Source organism: Kribbella flavida DSM 17836 (assembly GCF_000024345.1).
Taxonomy (GTDB): Bacteria; Actinomycetota; Actinomycetes; order Propionibacteriales; family Kribbellaceae; genus Kribbella; species Kribbella flavida.
In genome coordinates this window covers 4436680-4457062 of record NC_013729.1, presented here as the reverse complement: position 1 = coordinate 4457062, position 20383 = coordinate 4436680, and the positions used below count along the sequence as shown (strand labels likewise).

At 69.6% G+C, this 20383-nt stretch carries 15 protein-coding genes; 8 read left to right on the top strand and 7 right to left on the bottom strand.

The features are described 5' to 3' along the window. Positions 1–159: 159 nt before the first annotated feature. The 3 genes from KFLA_RS20610 to cysC are packed head-to-tail and all read right to left on the bottom strand — an operon-like array spanning position 160 to position 3061. The gene (locus tag KFLA_RS20610) at positions 160–1584 is read right to left on the bottom strand and encodes a sulfate adenylyltransferase subunit 1 (RefSeq protein ID WP_012921748.1); all 1425 of its coding nucleotides are present in this window, start codon (positions 1582–1584) and stop codon (positions 160–162) included. Beyond that, the gene (gene cysD / locus KFLA_RS20605) at positions 1584–2480 is read right to left on the bottom strand and encodes a sulfate adenylyltransferase subunit CysD (protein ID WP_012921747.1); all 897 of its coding nucleotides are present in this window, start codon (positions 2478–2480) and stop codon (positions 1584–1586) included. Before cysD ends, KFLA_RS20610 begins: the two co-directional genes overlap by 1 nt. A gap of 2 nt (positions 2481–2482) precedes the next feature. Continuing rightward, the gene (gene cysC, locus KFLA_RS20600) at positions 2483–3061 is read right to left on the bottom strand and encodes an adenylyl-sulfate kinase (protein WP_012921746.1); all 579 of its coding nucleotides are present in this window, start codon (positions 3059–3061) and stop codon (positions 2483–2485) included. A 76-nt stretch (positions 3062–3137) separates the two neighbouring features. Between cysC and KFLA_RS20595 the strand changes: the two genes are divergently transcribed. Continuing rightward, positions 3138–3857: a 4'-phosphopantetheinyl transferase family protein gene (locus KFLA_RS20595; RefSeq protein WP_041289411.1), complete on the top strand. Its 720-nt coding sequence runs from the start codon at positions 3138–3140 to the stop codon at positions 3855–3857. On the opposite strand, the gene KFLA_RS20590 is transcribed toward KFLA_RS20595, so the two are convergent. Together KFLA_RS20590 and KFLA_RS20585 are read right to left on the bottom strand one after the other, a co-directional pair. Next, on the bottom strand, positions 3848–4597 hold the full coding sequence (locus KFLA_RS20590) for a sulfotransferase-like domain-containing protein (RefSeq protein WP_012921744.1): 750 nt from the start codon (positions 4595–4597) through the stop codon (positions 3848–3850). The genes KFLA_RS20595 and KFLA_RS20590 overlap by 10 nt on opposite strands. Then, the gene (locus tag KFLA_RS20585) at positions 4594–5577 is read right to left on the bottom strand and encodes an aldo/keto reductase (protein WP_012921743.1); all 984 of its coding nucleotides are present in this window, start codon (positions 5575–5577) and stop codon (positions 4594–4596) included. Before KFLA_RS20585 ends, KFLA_RS20590 begins: the two co-directional genes overlap by 4 nt. A 92-nt stretch (positions 5578–5669) precedes the next feature. Between KFLA_RS20585 and KFLA_RS20580 the strand changes: the two genes are divergently transcribed. Further along, complete coding sequence (locus KFLA_RS20580) at positions 5670–6392, top strand: Crp/Fnr family transcriptional regulator (RefSeq protein WP_012921742.1); 723 nt, start codon at positions 5670–5672, stop codon at positions 6390–6392. Here KFLA_RS20580 and KFLA_RS20575 read toward each other — a convergent pair. Beyond that, positions 6379–7626, bottom strand: coding sequence for an alpha/beta fold hydrolase (locus tag KFLA_RS20575; protein ID WP_012921741.1), 1248 nt, complete (start codon positions 7624–7626; stop codon positions 6379–6381). The genes KFLA_RS20580 and KFLA_RS20575 overlap by 14 nt on opposite strands. A 102-nt stretch (positions 7627–7728) precedes the next feature. Here KFLA_RS20575 and KFLA_RS20570 point away from each other — a divergent pair, with 102 nt between their 5' ends. From KFLA_RS20570 to pabB, 6 genes are all read left to right on the top strand, one after another. After that, on the top strand, positions 7729–8010 hold the full coding sequence (locus KFLA_RS20570) for an acyl carrier protein (protein WP_049797391.1): 282 nt from the start codon (positions 7729–7731) through the stop codon (positions 8008–8010). Between the two features lie 79 nt (positions 8011–8089). Continuing rightward, positions 8090–13792 carry a non-ribosomal peptide synthetase gene (locus KFLA_RS20565; RefSeq protein WP_012921739.1) on the top strand — a complete coding sequence of 1901 codons (5703 nt, stop codon included), beginning with the start codon at positions 8090–8092 and terminating at the stop codon, positions 13790–13792. Continuing rightward, positions 13786–15123, top strand: coding sequence for an MFS transporter (locus tag KFLA_RS20560; protein WP_012921738.1), 1338 nt, complete (start codon positions 13786–13788; stop codon positions 15121–15123). The genes KFLA_RS20565 and KFLA_RS20560 overlap by 7 nt, the downstream gene beginning before the upstream one ends. Continuing rightward, positions 15120–16610, top strand: coding sequence for a condensation domain-containing protein (locus tag KFLA_RS20555; protein WP_012921737.1), 1491 nt, complete (start codon positions 15120–15122; stop codon positions 16608–16610). Before KFLA_RS20560 ends, KFLA_RS20555 begins: the two co-directional genes overlap by 4 nt. Continuing rightward, positions 16607–17593 (top strand): diiron oxygenase, encoded by a 987-nt coding sequence (locus KFLA_RS20550; RefSeq protein ID WP_012921736.1) that lies wholly within the window; start codon positions 16607–16609, stop codon positions 17591–17593. The genes KFLA_RS20555 and KFLA_RS20550 overlap by 4 nt, the downstream gene beginning before the upstream one ends. Continuing rightward, a complete protein-coding gene (gene pabB, locus KFLA_RS20545) occupies positions 17593–19632 on the top strand; it encodes an aminodeoxychorismate synthase component I (RefSeq protein WP_012921735.1) in 2040 nt (679 codons plus the stop codon). The genes KFLA_RS20550 and pabB overlap by 1 nt, the downstream gene beginning before the upstream one ends. Here the strand turns inward: pabB and KFLA_RS20540 are convergent. After that, positions 19629–20360, bottom strand: a complete 732-nt coding sequence (locus KFLA_RS20540; protein WP_202797002.1) for an enoyl-CoA hydratase-related protein — start codon at positions 20358–20360, stop codon at positions 19629–19631. The genes pabB and KFLA_RS20540 overlap by 4 nt on opposite strands. Positions 20361–20383 lie beyond the last annotated feature (23 nt).

The following is a 20383-nucleotide window of genomic DNA, read 5'->3' as shown; positions in this document are numbered from 1 at the left end:
TCCCCTGGCGGGCCAGCCCCAAGCGCCGAGCGATGGCGTTGAGGGAGATTTGGTCCCGGACAAGATCCATCCCCAGGCGTACAGCGGTGGGGGCAGGTGGACTGGCGAAACCCGGCGCGGGTGCGGTTGTCCACCGCATGCCCAGCAGTCCACGTGGACTCAGCTGCCGATCGGTACCGGGACTTCCAGGTGCTCGTCGAGGGAGGCGGGCTGGTGATCGGTGATCATGCCGGCTGACAGCGTCGATCCGTCGTGGGGGTCGATGAGCAGGAACGATCCGGTGACGGTGTTGCTGGAGTACGGGTCGGCGGCCAGCGGGGCGGCGATCTTGAGCTGCACCTTGCCGATGTCGTTGAGTGCGAGCTGGGTGGTGTCGATGACTCCGAGCGTGTCGAGGTCGAGCGCGCCGACGATCTCGGTGACGACCGCTTGCGCGGAGTTTGTGGTGTGCTTGATCAGCACGCGGGCGCCGACGGTGAGTGGGCGGTCGGACAGCCAGCACACGGTGGCCGACAGCTCGCGGCGAATCCGGGGTGAGCCCTGGGTGGCGACGATCATGGAGCCGCGGGCGACGTCGAGGTCGTCGGTCAGCCGGACGGTGATGGCTTCGCCGGCGACTGCGGAGGGTCGTTCGGCGACGGCCGTGCTGGTCGGGGTGACGATCGCTCGGTCGATGCCGGCGACAGTCGTGCGCCGGCCGGCGGGGAGCACGATCACCGGGTCGCCGACGGTGATGGTGCCGGAGGCGACGGTGCCGGTGTAGCCGCGGTAGTCGCGGTACTGGTCGTTGGTCTGTGGCCGGATGACGTATTGGACGGGGAATCGCAGCGGCTGCGCGGACAGGTCGGATCGCCCGGAAGCGTTCTCCAGGAATTCCAGCAGTGTGGGGCCGGTGTACCAGGAGGTGGCGGGGGAGCGGTCCACTACGTTGTCGCCGATCAGGGCCGAGACCGGGATGGCTTGGATGTCGGTGATGCCGAGCTGGTCGGCCAGTTGGGTGACGTCTTTGGTGATGCCTTTGAAGACGGCCTGGTCGTAGCCGACGAGGTCGATCTTGTTGACTGCGAGGACGACGTGGGGCACGCGCAGGAGGCCGGCGACGGCGAGGTGGCGGCGGGTTTGTTCGAGGACTCCGTGGCGGGCGTCGACGAGGATGATGACGACGTCGGCGGTGGAGGCGCCGGTGACGGTGTTGCGGGTGTATTGCACGTGGCCGGGGCAGTCGGCGAGGATGAAGGAGCGTTTGTCGGTGGCGAAGTAGCGGTAGGCGACGTCGATGGTGATGCCTTGTTCGCGTTCGGCGCGTAGGCCGTCGGTGAGCAGGGCGAAGTCGAAGTCGCCCCCAGTGCCGCGGGCTCCCCCTCGTGATGCTGTGACGGTCTGCACGTGGGCGATCTGGTCGGCCAGGATCGCTTTGCAGTCGTGCAGCAGCCGGCCGACCAGGGTGGACTTGCCGTCGTCGACGGAGCCCGCGGTGGCCAGCCGCAGCAGCTGGCGCTGCGCCAGCTGCTCCAGATCAGCCTTGGCGTGACCGGTCTCGGCAGCGTCGGCGTGCTGGGCGAGAGTGTTCTCGGCGGTGCTCATCAGAAGTACCCCTCTCGCTTACGGTCTTCCATCGCGGCTTCGCTGACCCGGTCGTCGGCGCGCGTGGCGCCACGCTCGGTCAGCTCGCTGGCGGCGACCTCGACGACCACCTCGGCCGGCGAGGCCGCCGTACTGGCGACGGCGCCGGTGCAGGACATGTCGCCGACCGTGCGGTACCGGACCACGCGGCGCTCGACGGTCTCGCCGTCTCGTGGTTGGGAGTAGGGGCCGACGGCCAGCAGCATGCCGTCGCGCTCGAACACGTCGCGCTGGTGGGCGTAGTAGATGCTCGGGAGTTCGATGCTCTCGCGGGCGATGTAGTTCCAGACGTCGAGCTCGGTCCAGTTGGACAGTGGGAACACCCGGACGTGTTCGCCGGGTTTGTGTTTGCCGTTGTAGAGCGACCAGAGCTCGGGGCGTTGGTTGCGGGGGTCCCACTGGCCGAACTCGTCGCGCAGGCTGAAGATCCGTTCCTTGGCCCGGGCGCGCTCTTCGTCGCGTCGGCCGCCGCCGAACACGGCGTCGAACCGGTGGGTGTTGATGGCGTCCAGCAACGGAACGGTCTGCAGCGGGTTGCGGGTGCCGTCGGAGCGCTCGCGCAGCCGGCCGTCGGCCAGGTAGTCCTCCACGCTGGCGACCTCCAGCCGCAGCCCGAGCGCCTCGACGGTCGCGTCGCGGTAGGCCAGCACCTCGGGGAAGTTGTGCCCGGTGTCCACGTGCAGCAAGCTGAACGGGACCGCCCCGGGCGCGAACGCCTTCCGCGCCAGGTGCAGCATCACGATCGAGTCCTTGCCACCGGAGAACAAGATCACCGGCCGCTCGAACTCCGCCGCCACCTCACGAAACACGAACATCGACTCGCTCTCCAAGGAGTCCGGAGCCAGGACGTCGGTCATGATCAGACCAACTCGCGCGCGGTCAGGTACCGGATCACGGTCTCGACCGAGCGCGACACGTGCTCGCGATCGGTCAGGAGCCGCAGCTCCGGAGCGAGCGGTGGCTCGTACGGGTCGTCGATCCCGGTCACCCCGCTGATCTCGCCGCGGGCCTGTCGTGCGTACAGTCCCTTGACGTCGCGGGCGACGCAGCACTCGACCGATGCCGCCACGTGCACCTCGACGAACGGGATCCCGGCGTGTTCGTGGCTGCCACGCACCTGCTCGCGGGTCTCCCGGTACGGCGCGATGGACGCGACGAGAACCGTCACCCCGTTCCTGGCCAGCAGTTCGGCGAGCCAGCCGATGCGGCGCACGTTCGCGTCGCGGGCGGCCCGATCGAAGCCGGAGGTACCGAGCACCGCGCGGATCTCGTCACCGTCGAGGACCTCGACCCGGTGCCCACGCTCCGCCAGGACCTTCGCGGCGGCTCGCGCGACGGTGGACTTGCCGGCGCTCGGCAGCCCGGTCAGCCACAGCGTGACGCCACCGGTGCCGGCGCGTTGCGTGCCGGGCGCTGTGGTCTGGGGCTTCGTCAGCATGCGTCCTCCTGGTTGAGATCTGGCTCTGGACCGATGACTGAGCGGCGGGCAGCGGAGCGCGGATACAGTGAGGCGCATGAGTGCGCCTTCGGTCGACGTGTGGTGGGCGCGACTTTCGGAGGTCGAGTCATCGCTCGACTCCGCCACGGCTCGGCTGCTGACGCCTCGGGAGCAGACCCGGGCAGCCGGCTATCGGACCCAGGACGACCGCCTTCGGTTCCAGCTGGGCGTGGCCGTCACCCGGTTGGCGCTGGCCGCACAGCTGGACTGCGCTCCGATCGACGTCGACCTCGATCGGACCTGTCCCGACTGCGATCAGCCGCACGGCAAGGTCCGGGTGACAGGTCCTCGGACCGGCTGGGAGGTGTCGGTCTCCCACTCGGGTGAGTTCGTCGGCGTAGCGGTGGGGACCGTAGCGCCGCTCGGACTCGATGTCGAGCAGATCCGTGCCGTCGAGCTGGACGGCATGGCCTCGTTGGTGCTCACGCCGACCGAGCGTCGCCGGCTGACGTCGCCAACAGACTTCTTCCGGTACTGGACCCGAAAGGAGGCTGTGGTGAAGTCGACGGGGGACGGGTTGCGGCAATCCCTGGACCTGGTCACTGTCACGGCACCGAGCGAGCCGGCCTCCGTGCTCGGCTGGACCGGCCGCGATCAGGTGGCGGCCGGGATCCGGTTGTACGACCTGGCCGACCGGCCACACCACCTTGCGGCGCTGGCGGTGCTCAGCCGGGCGGAGATCACGATCGCGGAGCGCGACGCGGGCCCCTTGCTGGACAGCTGGGTTCACCGCTGAACCTCACCGCTCAGCGCCCGGAGCCGGTAGCCCGCAAGGCGGTCGTAGTGCGGTAACTGCTCTTCGATCAACTGGCGAAGGCGTGGCGCGGCGGCCGGGTCCACGGCGTACTGCCGCCGGTGCGCTGACAGACCGGTGCTCTGTTCGACGTCGCGGTGCCAGGCTGCTGTCTGCCGCCAGAGCGGTTGCTCGCCTGGTTGCCAGCTCAGCGCCTCCGGGATGTGGGGGAGTCCGACGGCCCGGCAGAAGGCCTCGACCATGGCTTCGGGCTCCGCGACCAGGTCGTCGCCGTCGATGACGACCGGCGTCACGCCGGTACTGGCCCGGACGTGGTCGAGGATCTCGGCGAGGTACCCGTATCCTGCCTCGCTGCTGGTCAACCGTGGGTTCATCGCGTGGTGGGAGGCAACCGCGTCGGCAGGTTGCCGGATCATGAACGCATGGGTCAGAGCGGGAACGAACCGCTCATCGGCGAGGAGATCGTCGTAGCGGTAGTCCGTCGTCTCCTTGACGAAGAAGCGCCGTCCCGTGGCCGCCTGCTCCAGCAGTACGTCGAGAATCTCACCCGCGGACCGCAGCTCGCGACCAGCCAGGTGGTACGTACCCTGTGCCGCCAGATACGAGAACGGCTCGTGAACGACCTCGAGATCCCCGCGCTCGATCATCACCCGCGCCAGCGCCGTCGACCGCGAGCGTGGCACCGCCCAGACGACCAGCGGCTTGACCGCCGCGCCGCTCACTGCGACCACTCCGTCGGCACTCGGTCCCACCGGTGCCGGCGCAGCTCGGACATCAGCTCGGCCGGCAGTGGCTCGGCCGTCCCGGTCGCGAGGTTCGCCTGCACGTGCCGGACCGACCGCATCCCCGGGATGACGGTGCTGACGGTCGGCTCCTGGAGAATGAACCGGAGTGCCAGCTCTGGCATCGTCATCCCTGCGGGCACCACCTCCGCCAGCCGTTCGGCCCGGGTCACGCTGGCCTCGAGGTTCTCGGGGACGAAGTAGCTGGCCCGCCAGTCGCCCTCCGGCCAGGTGGTGTCCCGGGTCAGCGTGCCCGTCAGCGTGCCCTCGTCGAACGGCACCCGGGCGACGACGGCGATGTCGAGCTCACGGCAGGCCGGGAAGAGCTCGTCCTCCGGGGCCTGATCGAAGATGTTGTAGATCACCTGGACCGCGTCGACCAGCCCGGTCTCCAAGGTCTTCAGCACGTTCCACGGCTCCCAGCGGTTCACGCTGATGCCGACACCGCGGATCAGACCCCGCTCGCGCATCTCGGTGACTGCTCGCTGCCAGGCCGGATCGGTGGCCCAGCTGTCCTCCCAGACGTGGAACTGCAGAAGATCGATCGCGTCGACGCCGAGATTGTCCAGGCTCCTGCGCAGGTAGGACCACAGATGGTCGTCCGGGAAGAGGTCGCTGATCCGTGCCCCCCTGGTCGACGGCCAGACCCGGTTCTTGGGCGGAACCTTGGTGGCCACCGTGAGATCGCGGCCGGGATGCCGGCGCAGCAGCTCGCCGAGCAGTTGCTCGCTGCGCCCCCGGCCGTAGATCCACGCGGTGTCGAAGAACGTGCAGCCGAGGTCGACGGCCGCGTCCAGCGCGGCCGCCCCCGACGCGTCGTCGGCGCCGGTCCAGCCACCTTCGCCGCCGGCGATGCCCCACATGCCGTACCCGACCTCACTGACCGGCCATCCCAACCGGCCGAAGCGACGTTCCCGCATCCCTGCCTCCTGATCGACCGCGACGCCGGTCATCGACTATTGTCAGTCTGCAGTGATGACTATAGTCGTCAATCGGGTCGGAGGCGAGAGCGATGACTGGTCGGGCAGGCGTACCGGCGCAGCCGGGACAGCTGGAGCTGGGACGAGAACTGCGCGAGCTGATCGAGACCGGAGAGCTGGCAGCCGTGCTCGACCGGCTGCCGGCACGTGCCATGGTGCGGTCGCCCGGCAGCATCGAGGAAACGGTCTGTCTCATCCGCCGCGGGGTGGTGAAGCAGAGCCGCGCGGCGGCGGGGGGACGTCACTGCGTCATCGCGCTGCACGGTCCCGGCGACGTGTACGGCGACGTGCGGCTGGAACCGGGCCTGTGGCAGGACGCCTTGGTGGCGGTCCAGCCAGTACAGCTGTGGCGGATCCGGGCCGGGGACTTCCAGGCCGCGCTGCGCGACGGCGCCCTTCAGGCGGCGTACTTCGACACGCTCGCCGGCCGGCTGGTCGAGCAGCAGCAGGTCATCTCGGACCTGGTCACGCTCGACAGCAGGCACCGGCTGGCGGCCACGCTGGCCCGGACCGCCGCTCGGCTGGGAGCCGCCGGTCCGGGCGGCGTCTGCCTGGATGTCCGTCTCACGCACGAGGAGCTCGGCGCGATCGTCGGCACGACCCGGTCGCGGATCAGCCGGTTCCTGCGGGAGTTCCGCGAGTGCGGACTCGTGCACCGCCGTGACGGCGCACTCGTCTTTCCCGACCTCGGCCGGCTGACCGAGTTCGCCACCACGGATCCGGCCCTGGAGGCCCGCAGGCTCATCGCCAGCTGATCTCCCGGGTGGACGGCCGGGGGGCGGTGCCGGCGAGCAGGTCGTTCAGAAGTTCGGCGACCAGGTCGGAGCGGTCGTGCAGGAAGAAATGGGTGCCTCCGGCAACAGTGGCGAACCTGCTGCCCGGGATCGCCGCGGCTACCCGGGCGAACCGTGGCAGCGACACCTGCTCGTCGTACTCGCCCGCGATGCACAGGACCGGCGGACCGGCCGGCGGAAGCATCGCGAAGGGGTCCTCCGAGAAGAGCTGGAAAAGCTGGTGGGCGTAGCGGCGCAGGCTGTCCCCGTCGCGGACCGGCGCCCGCAGTACTTCGGTGAAGGCCGGGTCGACCCCGGACAGGGCCGCTTGCCCCGCCGCCTGCCGGTCGCCGGCGTGACCGGCGGGTGGTCGGCCGACCGATCCGGCCACCATCACGGCGAGCTGGTCGGCGAGCTGCGGCTGGTTCTCCACGGTCTGACACATCGTCTCGATGACACGCTCGTACCCCGAGTCGTCGGCACTGTCGACGCCGAGCTGTTTGAAGGCACCGTTCAGCATCGTCAGCGAGGCGACGAGATCCGGCCGGCGGCGGGCGAGGTGCGCCGAGAACCGGGCTCCCGTGCACCAGCCGACGAGGTGGTACGTCCCATTACCCAGGTGGTCGAGTACTGCCTCGAGTCCGGTACGCAACTGATCGATCGACAGGACGCCGTCCGGGGTGTCGTCCTCCAGCACCCCGCCACACTGGAAGAGCACGACCCGGCGCGGCAGCATCCGGTCGATCAGCTCGAACCAGAAGTCCGGTGCCTGGGCGAGAGCGTTGACCAGCACGAGCGGTGTACCGCGACTGCCGCCGGTCGCGAACCGCATCTGCTCGCCGCCCACAGCAAGCGTTCGCCACTGCAGATCCGGCGCGGCCCGCGGGCGAGAAATCGCGCTGCGGGCACCCGCCGCGGCCAGTTCCTCGGCCGAGGTGGTGTCGAGGTCGGCCAACCGTAGAACGGCGTCGTCCAGTCGAGCTGTCAGTAGCCGGTCGACCGCGTTGGCGTCGTCGTCGTCCCGGGCCGTCACGAGATTGATCCCGAAGGCCGTACCGACCTCGGCGATCGTCGCGGATCCTCGGTCGAGGTCGAGGCCGGCGGGAACCAGGATGCGGAGCTGCTGGTCCTGGAGATAGTCGGGGCAGCGGGGCCGCAGCTCGTGCACGAGCGAGGCCACGGCCTGTTCGAGAGTGGTCAGCACGCTGTCGGTCATGTCCGAAAGCCTGGCTGACGGCACCGCCGCTGTCTGCTCACTAGTGCACAGCGCCGCACCCGGTGTCCGCCGTACGGTCGCAACGACTCTGCTCGCCCACCCGTGGAGGACATCGGAATGGAACACCTTCAGCAGACCTGGCCGGACGCTTTCGAGGAAACGGTTCGCTCACTGCTGCCGGCCTACCCGGCCCAGCAACCGCTGCCACCCGACGCGTCGTTCCGGTCGGTGGGGCTCGACTCGCTCGGCATCATGACTTTGGTCATGCGGCTGCAACAGCGGTTCGCAGTGAGGTTTCCACCGGCCGTCGTCGCGATCGCCAACTTCGAGACGCCGGCCGCCGCGTGGCGAACGGTCAGCGCAGCGCTTGATGACAATAGTTGAATCACCTCTGTTACTTCAGTCATGATTTGGTTAGGCTCGGCGTCAGTGCACGGATCCGGCCGACGCAGGAGCGCAGATCATGGACACAACGCAGACCGGGCAGGAAGCCCTGCGCATCGAGCTTCCCGCCGACGGTGGGGACGCCGGGGCGGCCACCGCGGTGGCCGCCGTCGAGGTACCGCTGCCCGGCGGGTTGCTCGAGCAAGCGGCTGAGCTGACCGCCTCGATCACCGGCGGTCCGGCTGGGCCGCAGCCGACGCTCAGGGCGGCCTGGGCGGCCCTGATGCATCGGTACAGCGGAGCTCCGGCCCTCGCCCTCGTCACCGGTTCGGGGGAAGCTACCGGCTGCCTGTCGTTCGATTTCGTCGACGGCGTCAGCTTCCGGCAGGTCGTGGATGCGGCGGCAGGACCGCCCGAACCGCTACTGATTCCCGGTGACATCGCGCTGTTCTCCGCCGGTGTCTGCGAGGACGGAGTCACCGCCGGCGCGGTTCCGGCGGAGCTGGTGCTCAGCGTCACCTCCGAAGGAGCGGCCGTGAACTACCGGACGGCCGGCTTCTCCGCCGAGGCAGCGTCCCGGATCGCCGCCCAGTTCGTCGCCTTGCTCATCTCGGCGTTGCACGACCCCTACGAGTCGGTACGGCGACTGCAGCTGCTGCCCGCCGATGAGCGCAGCCGGCTCCTGGTGGACTGGAACGACACGTCGGCCGCCTATCGGGACGACGTCACCATCGCCGACCTCGTGCACGAGCAGGCGCAGCAGGATCCGGACATCGTGGCGATCGAGGCCGGTCCGCGCCGCTGGACCTACGGCGAGCTCGACCGGGACGCGACCGCGCTGGCCGCCATGCTGCAGCAGGCAGGTCTGCGCCGCGGTGCCCGCGTCGCGGTACTGATCGAGCGGTCCGCCGAGTGCATCATCGGGTTCCTCGCGGTCGTCCGCGCCGGGGCCACTGCCGTGCTGCTCGATCCGGAGAACCCTGATGCCAGGTTGACCGCCGTGCTGGACGACGCGGCGGTCGCCGGAGTCATCACCCGGAGGTCCTTGTGGCACCGTCTGGCCGCGCACCACGCGGTGGTCGCGCTGTGTGTGGACGACCCCGACACCTCGCCGCGTCTCGACGGCGGTGCCGTCTCGGACGAGGCGGGCGTGGTGTTCTACACGTCGGGCTCGACCGGCGAACCGAAAGGTGTGCTGATCCGGCACCGCGCCTTCGCCAACATGGTCGAATGGAGCCGAACCGCGTACGGAATCTCCACCGGCGATCGAGCCGCCTGGGCCTCGTCGCCCGGCTTCGCCATCGCGGCCCAGGAATGGATCACGCTGCTCGGCCTCGGAGTGACGGTGTGCGTCGCGGCTCCCGACACGGCCGGATCGCCGCAGGCCCTGCGAGACTGGATCCTGGCCGAACGGATCACCGTCGCAGTGCTGGTGGCCCCGATGGCCGAGCGCCTGTGGTGGTTGACCTGGCCGTCCGAGGACGTCCCGCTGAGGTACCTGTTCGCGACCGGTGCACCGGTCCGCCGGTGGGCACCAGCCGACGTGCCGTTCGAGCCCGTCGTGTTCCATGCCACCACCGAGACCTTGGTGACCACGTCCTGCCTGAACGTCGCCACGGGCCTGCGTGCGACGTCCAAGGGACTGCCGGCGCACGCGCGCCGGCGCACGCCGCTCCCGGTCGGCAAACCGATCGCGAACACCCGCGCGTACCTGCTCGACGAGGCCGGACACCCGGTCCCGACCGGAGTCATCGGTGAGCTCCACATCGCCGGCGCCGGTCTCGCGCTCGGCTACCTCGGCAAGCCCGAGCTCACCAGCGAGCGTTTCGTCCGGCACTCCGTCGCCGAGGAGGCCGACGAGCTGTTGTATCGCACCGGCGACCTGGCCCGCTTCCGGGCCGACGGACTCGTCGAGATGGTCGGTCGCGCCGATCTGCAGACGAAGGTCCGTGGTTTCCGGGTCGAACCGGAAGCGGTCGAGAGTGCTCTGGAGTCGCTGACGGAGGTTCGCGAAGCCGCCGTCGCGGCGCGGCCCGACGCGACCGGTGAGGTCACCCTGATCGGGTACGTCGTGGCGGAACCGGGCACCGGTCCGGGCATCGCAGCCCGGATCAAGGAGGAACTCGGCCGGCTGCTGCCGGCGTACATGGTTCCCACGTCGCTGGTGCTGCTGGAGGCGCTCCCGCGGCTCACCAACGGCAAGCTCGACCGGAAATCGCTGCCGGTCGCACCGACGACCGTCGAACGCCCGTACGTGGCTCCCCGCACCGAGACCGAGCGGACGGTGGCCGGCATCTGGGCGGACGTCCTCGGGGTGGACAAGGTCGGAGTCGACGACCTCTTCCTCGAGCTCGGCGGTCACTCGCTGGCGGCCATCGACGTCACGTCGCGGCTGCGTGACGCATTCGGTACGACGGTCGGTCTGCACGAGCTGTACTCCGCAGGTACCGTCGCCGGCGTTGCGGAGATCCTCGCGGCGGGTGGCCGATCGGACGGCGAAGGCCGTGGCGACCTTCCGGTGGTCGTTTCCGACCCCGCCGCCCGGCACAGCCCGTTCCCGCTGACCGATACGCAGTACGCCTACTGGATCGGGCGTGGTGACGCGGTCGAGCTGGGCAACGTCGGATGCCATGGCTACTTCGAGTGGCAGAGCGACGACCTCGACAGCAACCGCCTCAAGCTGGCCTGGGACCGGCTCGTCCAGCGGCACGAGGCGTTGCGGCTGGTGATGCTGCCGGACGGCACTCAACAGGTGCTCGCCGATCCGCCGCCGTACGAGGTCGAGGTGCTCGACCTCAGCGAGCACGCACCCGAGGACGCCGAGCGCATCGCCGGTGAGCTGCGCGAACGGCTGGCCCATCACGTGTTCAGCGTCGACGAGTGGCCGTTCTTCGACGTACGGGTGACACACCTGCCCGAGGGACAGGTCCGGCTGCATCTCAGCTTCGACCTGCTGATCTGCGACGCCTGGAGCTACGTCCAGCTGCTGATCCCGGAACTCGTGCTCTTCTACGAGGACCCGGGACTCGAGCTGGAACCGTTGGAGCTGACCTTTCGTGACTACGTGCTCGGGACCGACGGCGCGCTCACGGACTCGCCGGCCTACGAGGCCTCGCGAACCTATTGGCTGGACCGGATCGACGCGTTGCCCCCGGCACCTGACCTGCCCCTGACCGCGTCGCGGGCGGAGGCCGCGCCCACGTTCAGCCGTCGCGCCGACCGCCTCGAGCCGGACGAGTGGACCCTGCTGCAGCAGCAGGCGAACCGCCGCGGTGTGACGCCGACCTGTCTGCTGATCACCACGTTCGCCGAAGTGCTGCGGACCTGGAGCAAGAGCGACCGCTTCACGATCAACTGCCCGTTGTTCAACCGGCTGCCCGTGCACCCCCAGGTGCACGACATCGTCGGGGACTTCACCACCACGTCGCTGCTCGCGGTCGAGCCCACCGGTGGCTCGTTCGCCGGGCGAGCGCGGGCCGTGCAGCAACGGATGTGGGAGGACCTGGAGCACCGGCACTTCGGCGGCATCCAGGTGATGCGCGAACTGGCGGCCCGCGAGCGCGACCGGGTCCGGGCGTCCTTCCCGGTCGTCGTCACCAGCCTGCTCGGCCAGCCGCCCCGGCGTACGGCGACCGCGATCGGCGAGTCGGTGTACTCGATCTCCCAGACCCCGCAGGTGTCGATCGACTTCCAGATCTGGGAGGACAACGGCGCGCTGACCTACAACTGGGACAGCCTCGACGCGCTGTACCCGGACGGGATGCTGGACGACATGTTCGAGGCCCATCGGGGCCTGGTCCGCTGGCTGTTGTCCGACGAGCGTCACTGGGAGGACGAACCACCCGCTCTGCTGCCGCAGTGGCAACGGACCCAGCGCGACGAGATCAACAACGCCGCCCGGAAGACGTTGTCCGGTCCGTCGTACCTGCACACTCCGCTGGCCGAGCATGCACGACGTACGCCGGATGCGCCGGCGGTCATCACGCTCGAACGCACGATCAGCTACGCCGAGCTCGACGTCACCGTCAACCGCCTCGGGCGGCTGCTGAGGGCCGCGGGCGCCGTACCGAACCGGTTGGTCGCGATCCATCTCGACAAGGGCTGGCAGCAGATCGCGGCGGCGCACGGCATTCTCGCCTCCGGAGCGGCGTACCTGCCGATGGACGCCGCCTGGCCGGTCGAGCGGCTGCACCGGCTGGTCGACCAGGCAGAGATCGAGCTCGTGGTGACGCATTCCGCGCTGGTCGACGGGGCGCAGTGGCCGGCGCACGTGCGGGTCGTCTGCGTCGACCGCGATCTCGAGGACGGTGACGCGCAGCCGCTCGAGCCTGTGCAGCAGCCGGCCGATCTCGCGTACGTGATCTTCACCTCCGGCTCGACCGGTACGCCGAAGGGCGTCATGGTCGACCACCGGGGAGCACTCAACACGATCGTGGAGGCGAATCTCCGTTTCCGCGTCGGGCCGGACGATCGCTGCTTCGCGGTGTCGCCCTTGCACTTCGACCTCTCGGTGTACGACGTGTTCGGGATGACTCAGGTCGGCGGCGCGGTCGCCGTACCGGGCCCGATGCCGTTTCCGCCGCACTGGCTGGAACTGATGAAGAAGGCCGGTGTCACGTTCTGGAACTCGGTCCCGACGCTGATGGAGATGGCAGTGTCCGAGGCGGAGGCCGCCGGCACGCCCGAGGCGTTCGCACCGCTGCGCACCGTGGTCCTGGCCGGTGACTGGATCCCGCTGCCGCTGCCCGACCGGATCCGGGCGCTGAACCCGCGGACGTCGGTGATCTCGTCCGGCGGCCCGGCCGAGACCTGCATCTGGTCGGTCATCTACCCGATCGACGAGGTCGACCCGGAGTGGACGAGCATCCCGTACGGCAAGCCGATGGCCAACCAGCGCTATCACGTGCTCGCTGCGGACCTGTCGCACCGGCCGACCTGGGTGCCCGGCGAGATCTACACCGCGAGCGAGGTCGGCCTCGCGCAGGGCTACTGGGGTGACCCGGAGCTCACCGCACGCAAGTTCGTCGAGTTGCCGAGCGGCGGCCGCGCGTACGCCTCCGGCGATCTCGGCCGGTACCTGCCGGACGGAAACATCGAGATCCTCGGTCGTGAGGACTTCCAGGTGAAGATCCGTGGCGTGCGGATCGAGCTGGGCGAGGTCGAGGCCGCGGTCCGCTCGTGCCCCGGGGTCGACACCGCGGTCGTCGTCGCCGGGGGCACACCGGGCGAGTCGTTCCTGCACGCGTACGTCGTCTGGGCCACGGGGCAGACCGGTGATCTGGACCGGTTGCGGGAGCACCTGACAGGGATCCTTCCGGGGTACATGCTGCCGCACCGGATCACGGTCCTCGACGAGCTGCCGCTGACCCGGAACGCGAAGGTCGACCGGCTGGCACTGATCAAGGGCGCCGCGGGGGAGACGGTCGCGCCGGTACCGGAGTTCGTTCCCGCGGTCACCCCCGTCGAGCAGGTGATCTGCGCGCTGTTCGCGGAGGTACTCGGGCGCGAGCAGGCCGGACTGAGCGACGACTTCTTCGTGCTGGGCGGGAACTCGCTCACCGCCGTCCGGCTGGTCACGCTCCTGGCGGAGATTCTCGGGCCGCAGCTCTCGATCCAGCAGCTGTTCACCGCCCGCACCGTCGAGGCCGTGGTGAGCGCGGTGCTCGCCGACCCGATCTGCCGCCCCGAGGTGGAAGCCCTGGCGACGGCCCTGCTGGAACCCGGCACGGACGGATGGAACGAGACCGTCCCCACCACAGAAAAGGACACATCGACATGCTGACAGGACAGTTGTGGAGTCACTCCGACTTCAAGCGGTTGTGGTTCGGGCAGAGCCTGAGCAGTTTCGGGGACCGCATCTCGCGGATCGCGCTGCCGACCCTGGCGCTGCTCACCCTCGACGCGACCACCTTCCAGGTCGGTCTGCTGGCCGCCTTCGGCGTCCTGCCGTACCTGCTGCTCGGGCCGTTCGCGGGCCTGCTCGCGGACCGGGTCGCGCGCCGTCCGCTGCTGGTCGTCGCCGACGTCGGCCGGCTGCTCTCGCTGCTGAGCCTTCCGCTGGCCCACCTCGCCGGCCAGCTGACCCTGACCCACTTGATGATCGTTGCTGCCGTCAACGGTGTGCTCACGGTCTTCTTCGACGTCGCGTACCAGTCGTACATCCCACACCTGGTCGGGCGCGAGCACATCGTCGAGGCGAACAGCAAGATGTCCTTCACCAGGTCCGCCGCGGACGTCGGCGGCGCGGCTCTGGGTGGTGGCCTCCTGCAGCTGCTCGGTGCGGTCGTGGCCGTTGTCGTCGACGCCGTCACCTTCTTGGTGTCGGCCGTCTCGGTCCTGCTGGTCCGGGATCGTGAAGAGGTCCGGACGGCGTCGGGCCAGAAGCCGGGCGCTGTGCTGGCCGACCTGAAGATCGGCTTCACCACCATCGGCGGCGACGGCCGGCTGCGGACACTGATGACGGCGACCGGTGTGCTCAACCTCGGTGGTGCCGCGGCCAGCGCGCTCGTCCTGGTCTACGCCTACCAGATCGCCGGGCTGAGCCCGCTGCAGGTCGGTATCGCGTTCGGGTGTGGAGGCGTCGGCCTGCTGGTCGGGGCGAGCACTGCGGCCAAGCTCGCGGAGAAGCTGTCGCTCAGCACTGCCCTGGTCGTGACCATCGCCGCATCCGGTGCGTCCAGCATCGTGCTCGCGACCAGTCCGGTGTCCGCCGCGTTCGTGGTGCTGATGTTCAGCCAGTTCGTGGCCGGCCTGGCGAACTCGACGTACAACATCCACGTGCTCAGCCTGGTCGCCGGCATCACACCGTTCGAGCTGCTCGGCAGGGTCGGCGGTACGGCGATGTCAGTGGTGCACGGCAGCGGCGCGCTGGGTGCGGCGCTCGGCGGCACGATCGGTGCGGCACTCGGCGTGCGCGCGACCATCGGCGCGGCGGGTGGCCTGATCATCGTCGTGGCGATCCTCGTCGCGTTGAGCCCCGTCCGCTCGATCCGTCAGCACCCCGGCAACGAGCCGGCCGCACCGGCCGCGGAGGAAGCGGCTGAACCGGCCGCCGGAGAAACGGTTGACCCGGCCGAGAGTGCGGGCGAGACCGAGAAGCAGCCGGCGCGATGACGAGTCAGTTGTCGCAGCTGGTGAAGCTGTCGCCGGAGCTGCGGCGGGAAGCGGTGGGGCGGTTACGGTGCCAGGCCGGGGTCGGGCCGGCACCGTCGGCGCCGGGCTCGGCTGCGCCGCTCATCCGGCGGGCAGTCCGAGATCGCGAGCCGCCGTCGGCGTCGTACTTCCAGGAGCAGCTGCTGTTCCTGCATCTGCTGCACCCGGAAAGTGCGGCGTACAACATCCCGCTGCGGGCGAGGATCAGTGGTCCCCTCGACGTCGGGAAGTTCGGCGCGACGATCGATCGCGTCACCACCCGGCACGAGGCTCTCCGGACGCACCTCGAGCTCGTCGACGGCCGGACCGTGCAGAGCATCACGCCGGCGGGCGGTACTGAGGTTGCGGTGACGGACCTTAGTTCCCTGCCCGAGCCGGAGCGTGCCGAAGCACTCGAGCAGGCGGTGGCGGCGGCGGTCCACGAACCGTTCGCGGTGCGCCGCGGACCGCTCGTCCGGGTCCACCTGGTGCGGCTCAGCGAGGCGGAGCACGAGCTGATCTGGGTCGCCCACCACGCGGTGGCCGACGGGCAGTCGTTGCACGCACTGGTCCGGGAGATCGCCGCGACGTACCGCGCTGTGTCCACCGGGTCGGGTCCGATTCCGCCGCTGCCGGTGCAGTACGCCGACCTGGCCGTGCACCAGCGAGAACAGCTCACCGACGACCGGATGCAGGCGATGATCGAGCACTGGCGGCCGCTCCTGGCCGGTGCGCCCGACTTCGATCCGCCGACGGATCTGCCGCGGCCGGCGGTACAGGACTTCGCCGGCGCGATGCTTGCCTTCGAGGTGCCGGACCCGGTGGCGGACCGGCTGCACAACGCCGGACGGGAGCTCGGGGCCACGCTGTTCATGGTCCTGTTCGCCGCCTACCGGGTACTGCTCGCGGGCTGGACGGGGCAGCACGACCTGACGGTCGGCACCTCGGTGGCAGGACGTGGATCGACCGACACGGACCAACTGATCGGACCATTGCTGAACGTCGTACCGACGCGGGTCGCGGTCGGTCCGGGGGCAACGTTCCGCGCTCTCGTCGAGCAGGTCCGGGACAGCGTCAGCGACGCTCTCGACTACCAGGAACTGCCGCTGGGGCAGCTGGTCCGCGGCCTGGCACCGCCCCGTGACCCCGGGCGCAATCCGCTGTACCAGACGATGTTCGACGTCAACGAGTGCGGTCCTGGACCGCAGGCGCTGGCCGACGACCTCGCACTGACCCAGGTTCCGATCGCCTTGGAGGTCTCGCAGATGGACGTCGCCGTCGTGATGGCCAACGAGCTGGACACCCTGACCGGCCGCTTCGAGTACCGGACGGCGCTGTTCCGCGAAGAGACGATCAGCTCGCTGAGCGAGGCCTTCGTCCGGATCCTGGCGGCGGTGGGCGAGGATCCCGACGCTCGCCTGGACGACCTCGTGCGCGACGTTCCGACGCCGGCTGGAGTGCCGCGATGACGACCTTCGCCGGGGAGGACACGATCGGCCTGGCCACCCTCAAGCGCCTGGCGGACACCTGGCCGCGACGTGCCGCGGTCCGCCGTGACCTGGCGATCGAGGGTCAGGCCGGCGAGTACGACGCGACGCTGCCGGACTACCCCGCCCACCTCATGCCGTTCGCCGAGCACCCGGACTTCCTCGCCGCGACGCCGGAGCAGCGTGACCGGGTGATGTCCGGCATGTGGCTGGGCTACAACCAGCGAGTGATCGCCACCGAGTCGCTGATCGCGAACCCTGCGTTCGAGCTGGTGATGCAACGGGTGTTTCCGGGCAGCGACGACCGAGTCATCCAGCAGACCGTCCAGCAGTCGCTCGTGGACGAGAGCTTTCACACCTACATGCACATGATGGCGGTCAACCGCACCTGCGACCTGCGGGGCATCGGTGAGCGGCCGAAGCAGCCGACCTTGATCACCTACCGTCGTCTGCAAGCGGTGCTCGCGGAGATGACCGAGCAGTGGCAGCGCGACGTGGCCGTGCTCGTCTGGGGAGCGGTGGCCGAAACCTGCATCAACGCACTGCTCGGGCTGATCGCTCGCGATCCCGGGGTGCAGCCGATGCACTCGCTCATCACCAAGCTGCATCTGCGCGACGAGTCGGCGCACGGATCCGTGATCGTCGAGGTGGTCAAGATCCTGTACGCGCGGATGAACCAGTCACAACGCGACGTGCTGGTCCGGTGCCTGCCGCCGGCGCTGGAGTCGTTCGGTGTCCAGGACCCGATGGCGTTGCGGATCGAGCTGCGCACCGCCGGCATCGCGAAGGCCGACGACATCGTCGCCGACGTCGGGCGCGGGGGATCGGGCACGAAGCTGGTCCGTGACTACTCCGGCACCCAGCGACTGGTCTCCGAGCTCGGGCTGAGCGGGCAGGTCGACTTCGACTTTCCCGACCGGCCCGACTGGGCGCTCACTCCACCACTGGACGGCCGGGAGGGCTGATGGGCATGCGTCTGCTGCTGATCGACAACTACGACTCCTACACCTACAACCTGTTCCAGTTGCTCGCCGCCGCCACCGGCCAGGAACCGACCGTGCTGGTGAACGACGATCCCCGCCTGAGCCGGCTCGATCCGGCCGCGTACGACGCGGTGGTGATCTCACCGGGCCCGGGTCGCCCTCAGCACGCCACCGACCTGGGCTGGTCGTGGGAGGTGCTCCAGCGGTTCCCGCAGCTGCCGATCCTGGGTGTTTGCCTCGGGCATCAGACGATTGCCTACCAGGCCGGGGCCGAGGTTCGGGAGGGAGATCCACGGCACGGGCACATCACCCAGATCACCCACGACGGTACGGGATTGTTCGCGGGGTTCCCCGAGGTCTTCGACGCCGTTCGCTACCACTCACTGCACGTGACCGGGCTACCCGACGAGGTCGAGGCCACCGCATGGTCGGAAGACGGCGTCATCATGGCCCTGCGACACCGGACGTTGCCACGCTGGGGTGTGCAGTTCCATCCCGAGTCGGTGGCGACCGAGCTCGGATTGCAACTGGTGCAGAACTTCCTGGACCTGGTCGCGGCGAACGGCCGCCGGGCGCTGCGCCTGGAGACGGCCCGGCTCGGGCACACCGCCGACACCGAGCAGGTCTTCCGCGCTCTGTACGCCGACAGCACGAACGCCTTCTGGCTGGACAGCAGCCTGGCCGAAGCGGGGCGCGCGAGGTTCTCCTTTCTCGGCGACTGCTCCGGCCCGCTGAGCGAAGTGCTGACGTATCGCACCGGCGACGGTGAGGTCGAGGTGCGCGCAGCGGCCGGTGTCCGGTCGGAACCGGGCACCATCTTCGACGTGCTGGAACGCCGGCTGGCCCAGCGCGCGCTGCCGGCGGCCGAGTTGCCCTTCCAGCTGAACGGCGGCTACGTCGGATACTTCGGGTACGAGCTCAAGGCCGAGACCGGTGGCACCAACGCGCACCGGAGTCGGACGCCGGACGCGGCCTGGATGTTCGCCGACCGGCTGGTGGTCGTCGACCACCAGGAGTCGATGACCTACCTCGTCGCGATCACCGAGGACGAGGACTCCGCCGCCCGCGCGGGGCGGGACTGGCTGACCGCCACCGCCCGGGCTTTGGGCCACCTGCCCGCGGCCGGAAGGTTGCCGGCCTCGGTGAGAGCGAACGAGCCGTCCGGCGAAGGGCTGGATCGAACACGGGAGCGCTATCTCGCGGACATCGCGGCCTGTCAGGACGAGCTCCGTCGCGGGGAGAGCTACGAGATCTGTTTGACCAACCACTTCAGCTTCCCGCCGTTGACCGATCCGCTCGGTTTCTACCTGGACCTGCGCCACGTCAACCCTGCGCCGTACGCGGCGTACCTGCGGTTCGGTGACCTGACCGTGATGAGCTCGTCGCCCGAGCGGTTCCTGAAGATCACCGCGGACGGTCTGGTCGAGAGCAAGCCGATCAAGGGCACCGCGCCCAGGTCGTCGGATCCCGGCGAGGACGAGGAACTGCGCAACGGACTCACCAGGTCCGCCAAGACCCGGGCCGAGAACCTGATGATCGTCGACCTGGTGCGCAACGACCTGGGCCGGGTCTGCGAGATCGGTTCGGTCGAGGTACCGCAGTACCTGGTGACCGAGAGCTACGCCACCGTTCACCAGTTGGTGTCCACGATCCGCGGGCAGCTCCGGCCGGAGGTGGGCCCGGTGACGTGCGTGCGGGCCTGCTTCCCCGGCGGTTCGATGACCGGAGCACCGAAGGTCCGGACGATGGAGATCATCGACCGGCTGGAGGAGGCACCGCGCGGGGTCTACTCGGGCGCGCTCGGTTACCTCGGGCTCGGCGGGGGAGCCGACCTGAGCATCGTGATCCGCACCGCCGTGAACGACGGGCAGGAACTGCGGATCGGTGCCGGCGGCGCGATCGTGCTCGGCTCGGACCCCGAGGACGAGTACGACGAGATGATGCTCAAGGCCCGGGCGCTGCTCGCGACCCGGGTCGCGCAGGTGGGAGCCGGTGACCTGACCAGCACGACCACCTCTTAGGAAGGATTCTGCCACCGGGGGGCTCGCCGCTCGACGAACGCAGCGGGTCCCTCGAGGGCGTCGGGGCTGGTCCGCCGCTTCTCCTCCCACGGGTACCGGGCGGCGAACGCCTCTTCGAGGGACAGTTCACGGGACCTGGTGGCGATCTCCTTGGCTGCCCGGACGGCGACCGGTGAGCAGGCGACCAGGTCGGTGACCCAGGCCTCGACGCAGGCATCGAGATCGGTGGCCGCCACGACGTCGTTCACCAGGCCGTGGCGGTGTGCCTCGGTCGCCGTCATCGGCCGGCCGGTGAGCAGGTGGCCGAGGGCGACCTTCGGCGGCAGCTGACGGGGGAGCCTGATCGCCCCGCCGGCGCCGGCCACGAGTCCGAGCTTCACCTCGGGCAGAGCGAAGGTGGCGTGATCGACGGCGACGGCGATGTCGCAGGCCAGCACCAGCTCGAGTCCGCCGCCGATCGCATGACCGTTGACGCGGGCAACGATCGGTTTGGTCAGGCCGAACCGCTCGGTCAGCCGGGGCGACCCGGAGACGCCGCCGCTGCCCAGGCTCGTCGGCTGGATTCCGGAGCGGTTGCGGGCCGCCAGTTCCTTCAGGTCCTGGCCCGCACAGAAGCACCGATCTCCCGCCCCGGTCAGGACGGCCACCCACTGCTCGTCGTCCGCCTCGAACTCGTCGAGCAGCCGGCACAGTTGCCGGTGTGCGTCGAGGTCCAGCGCGTTGCTCACCGCGGGCCGATCGATCGTCAGGT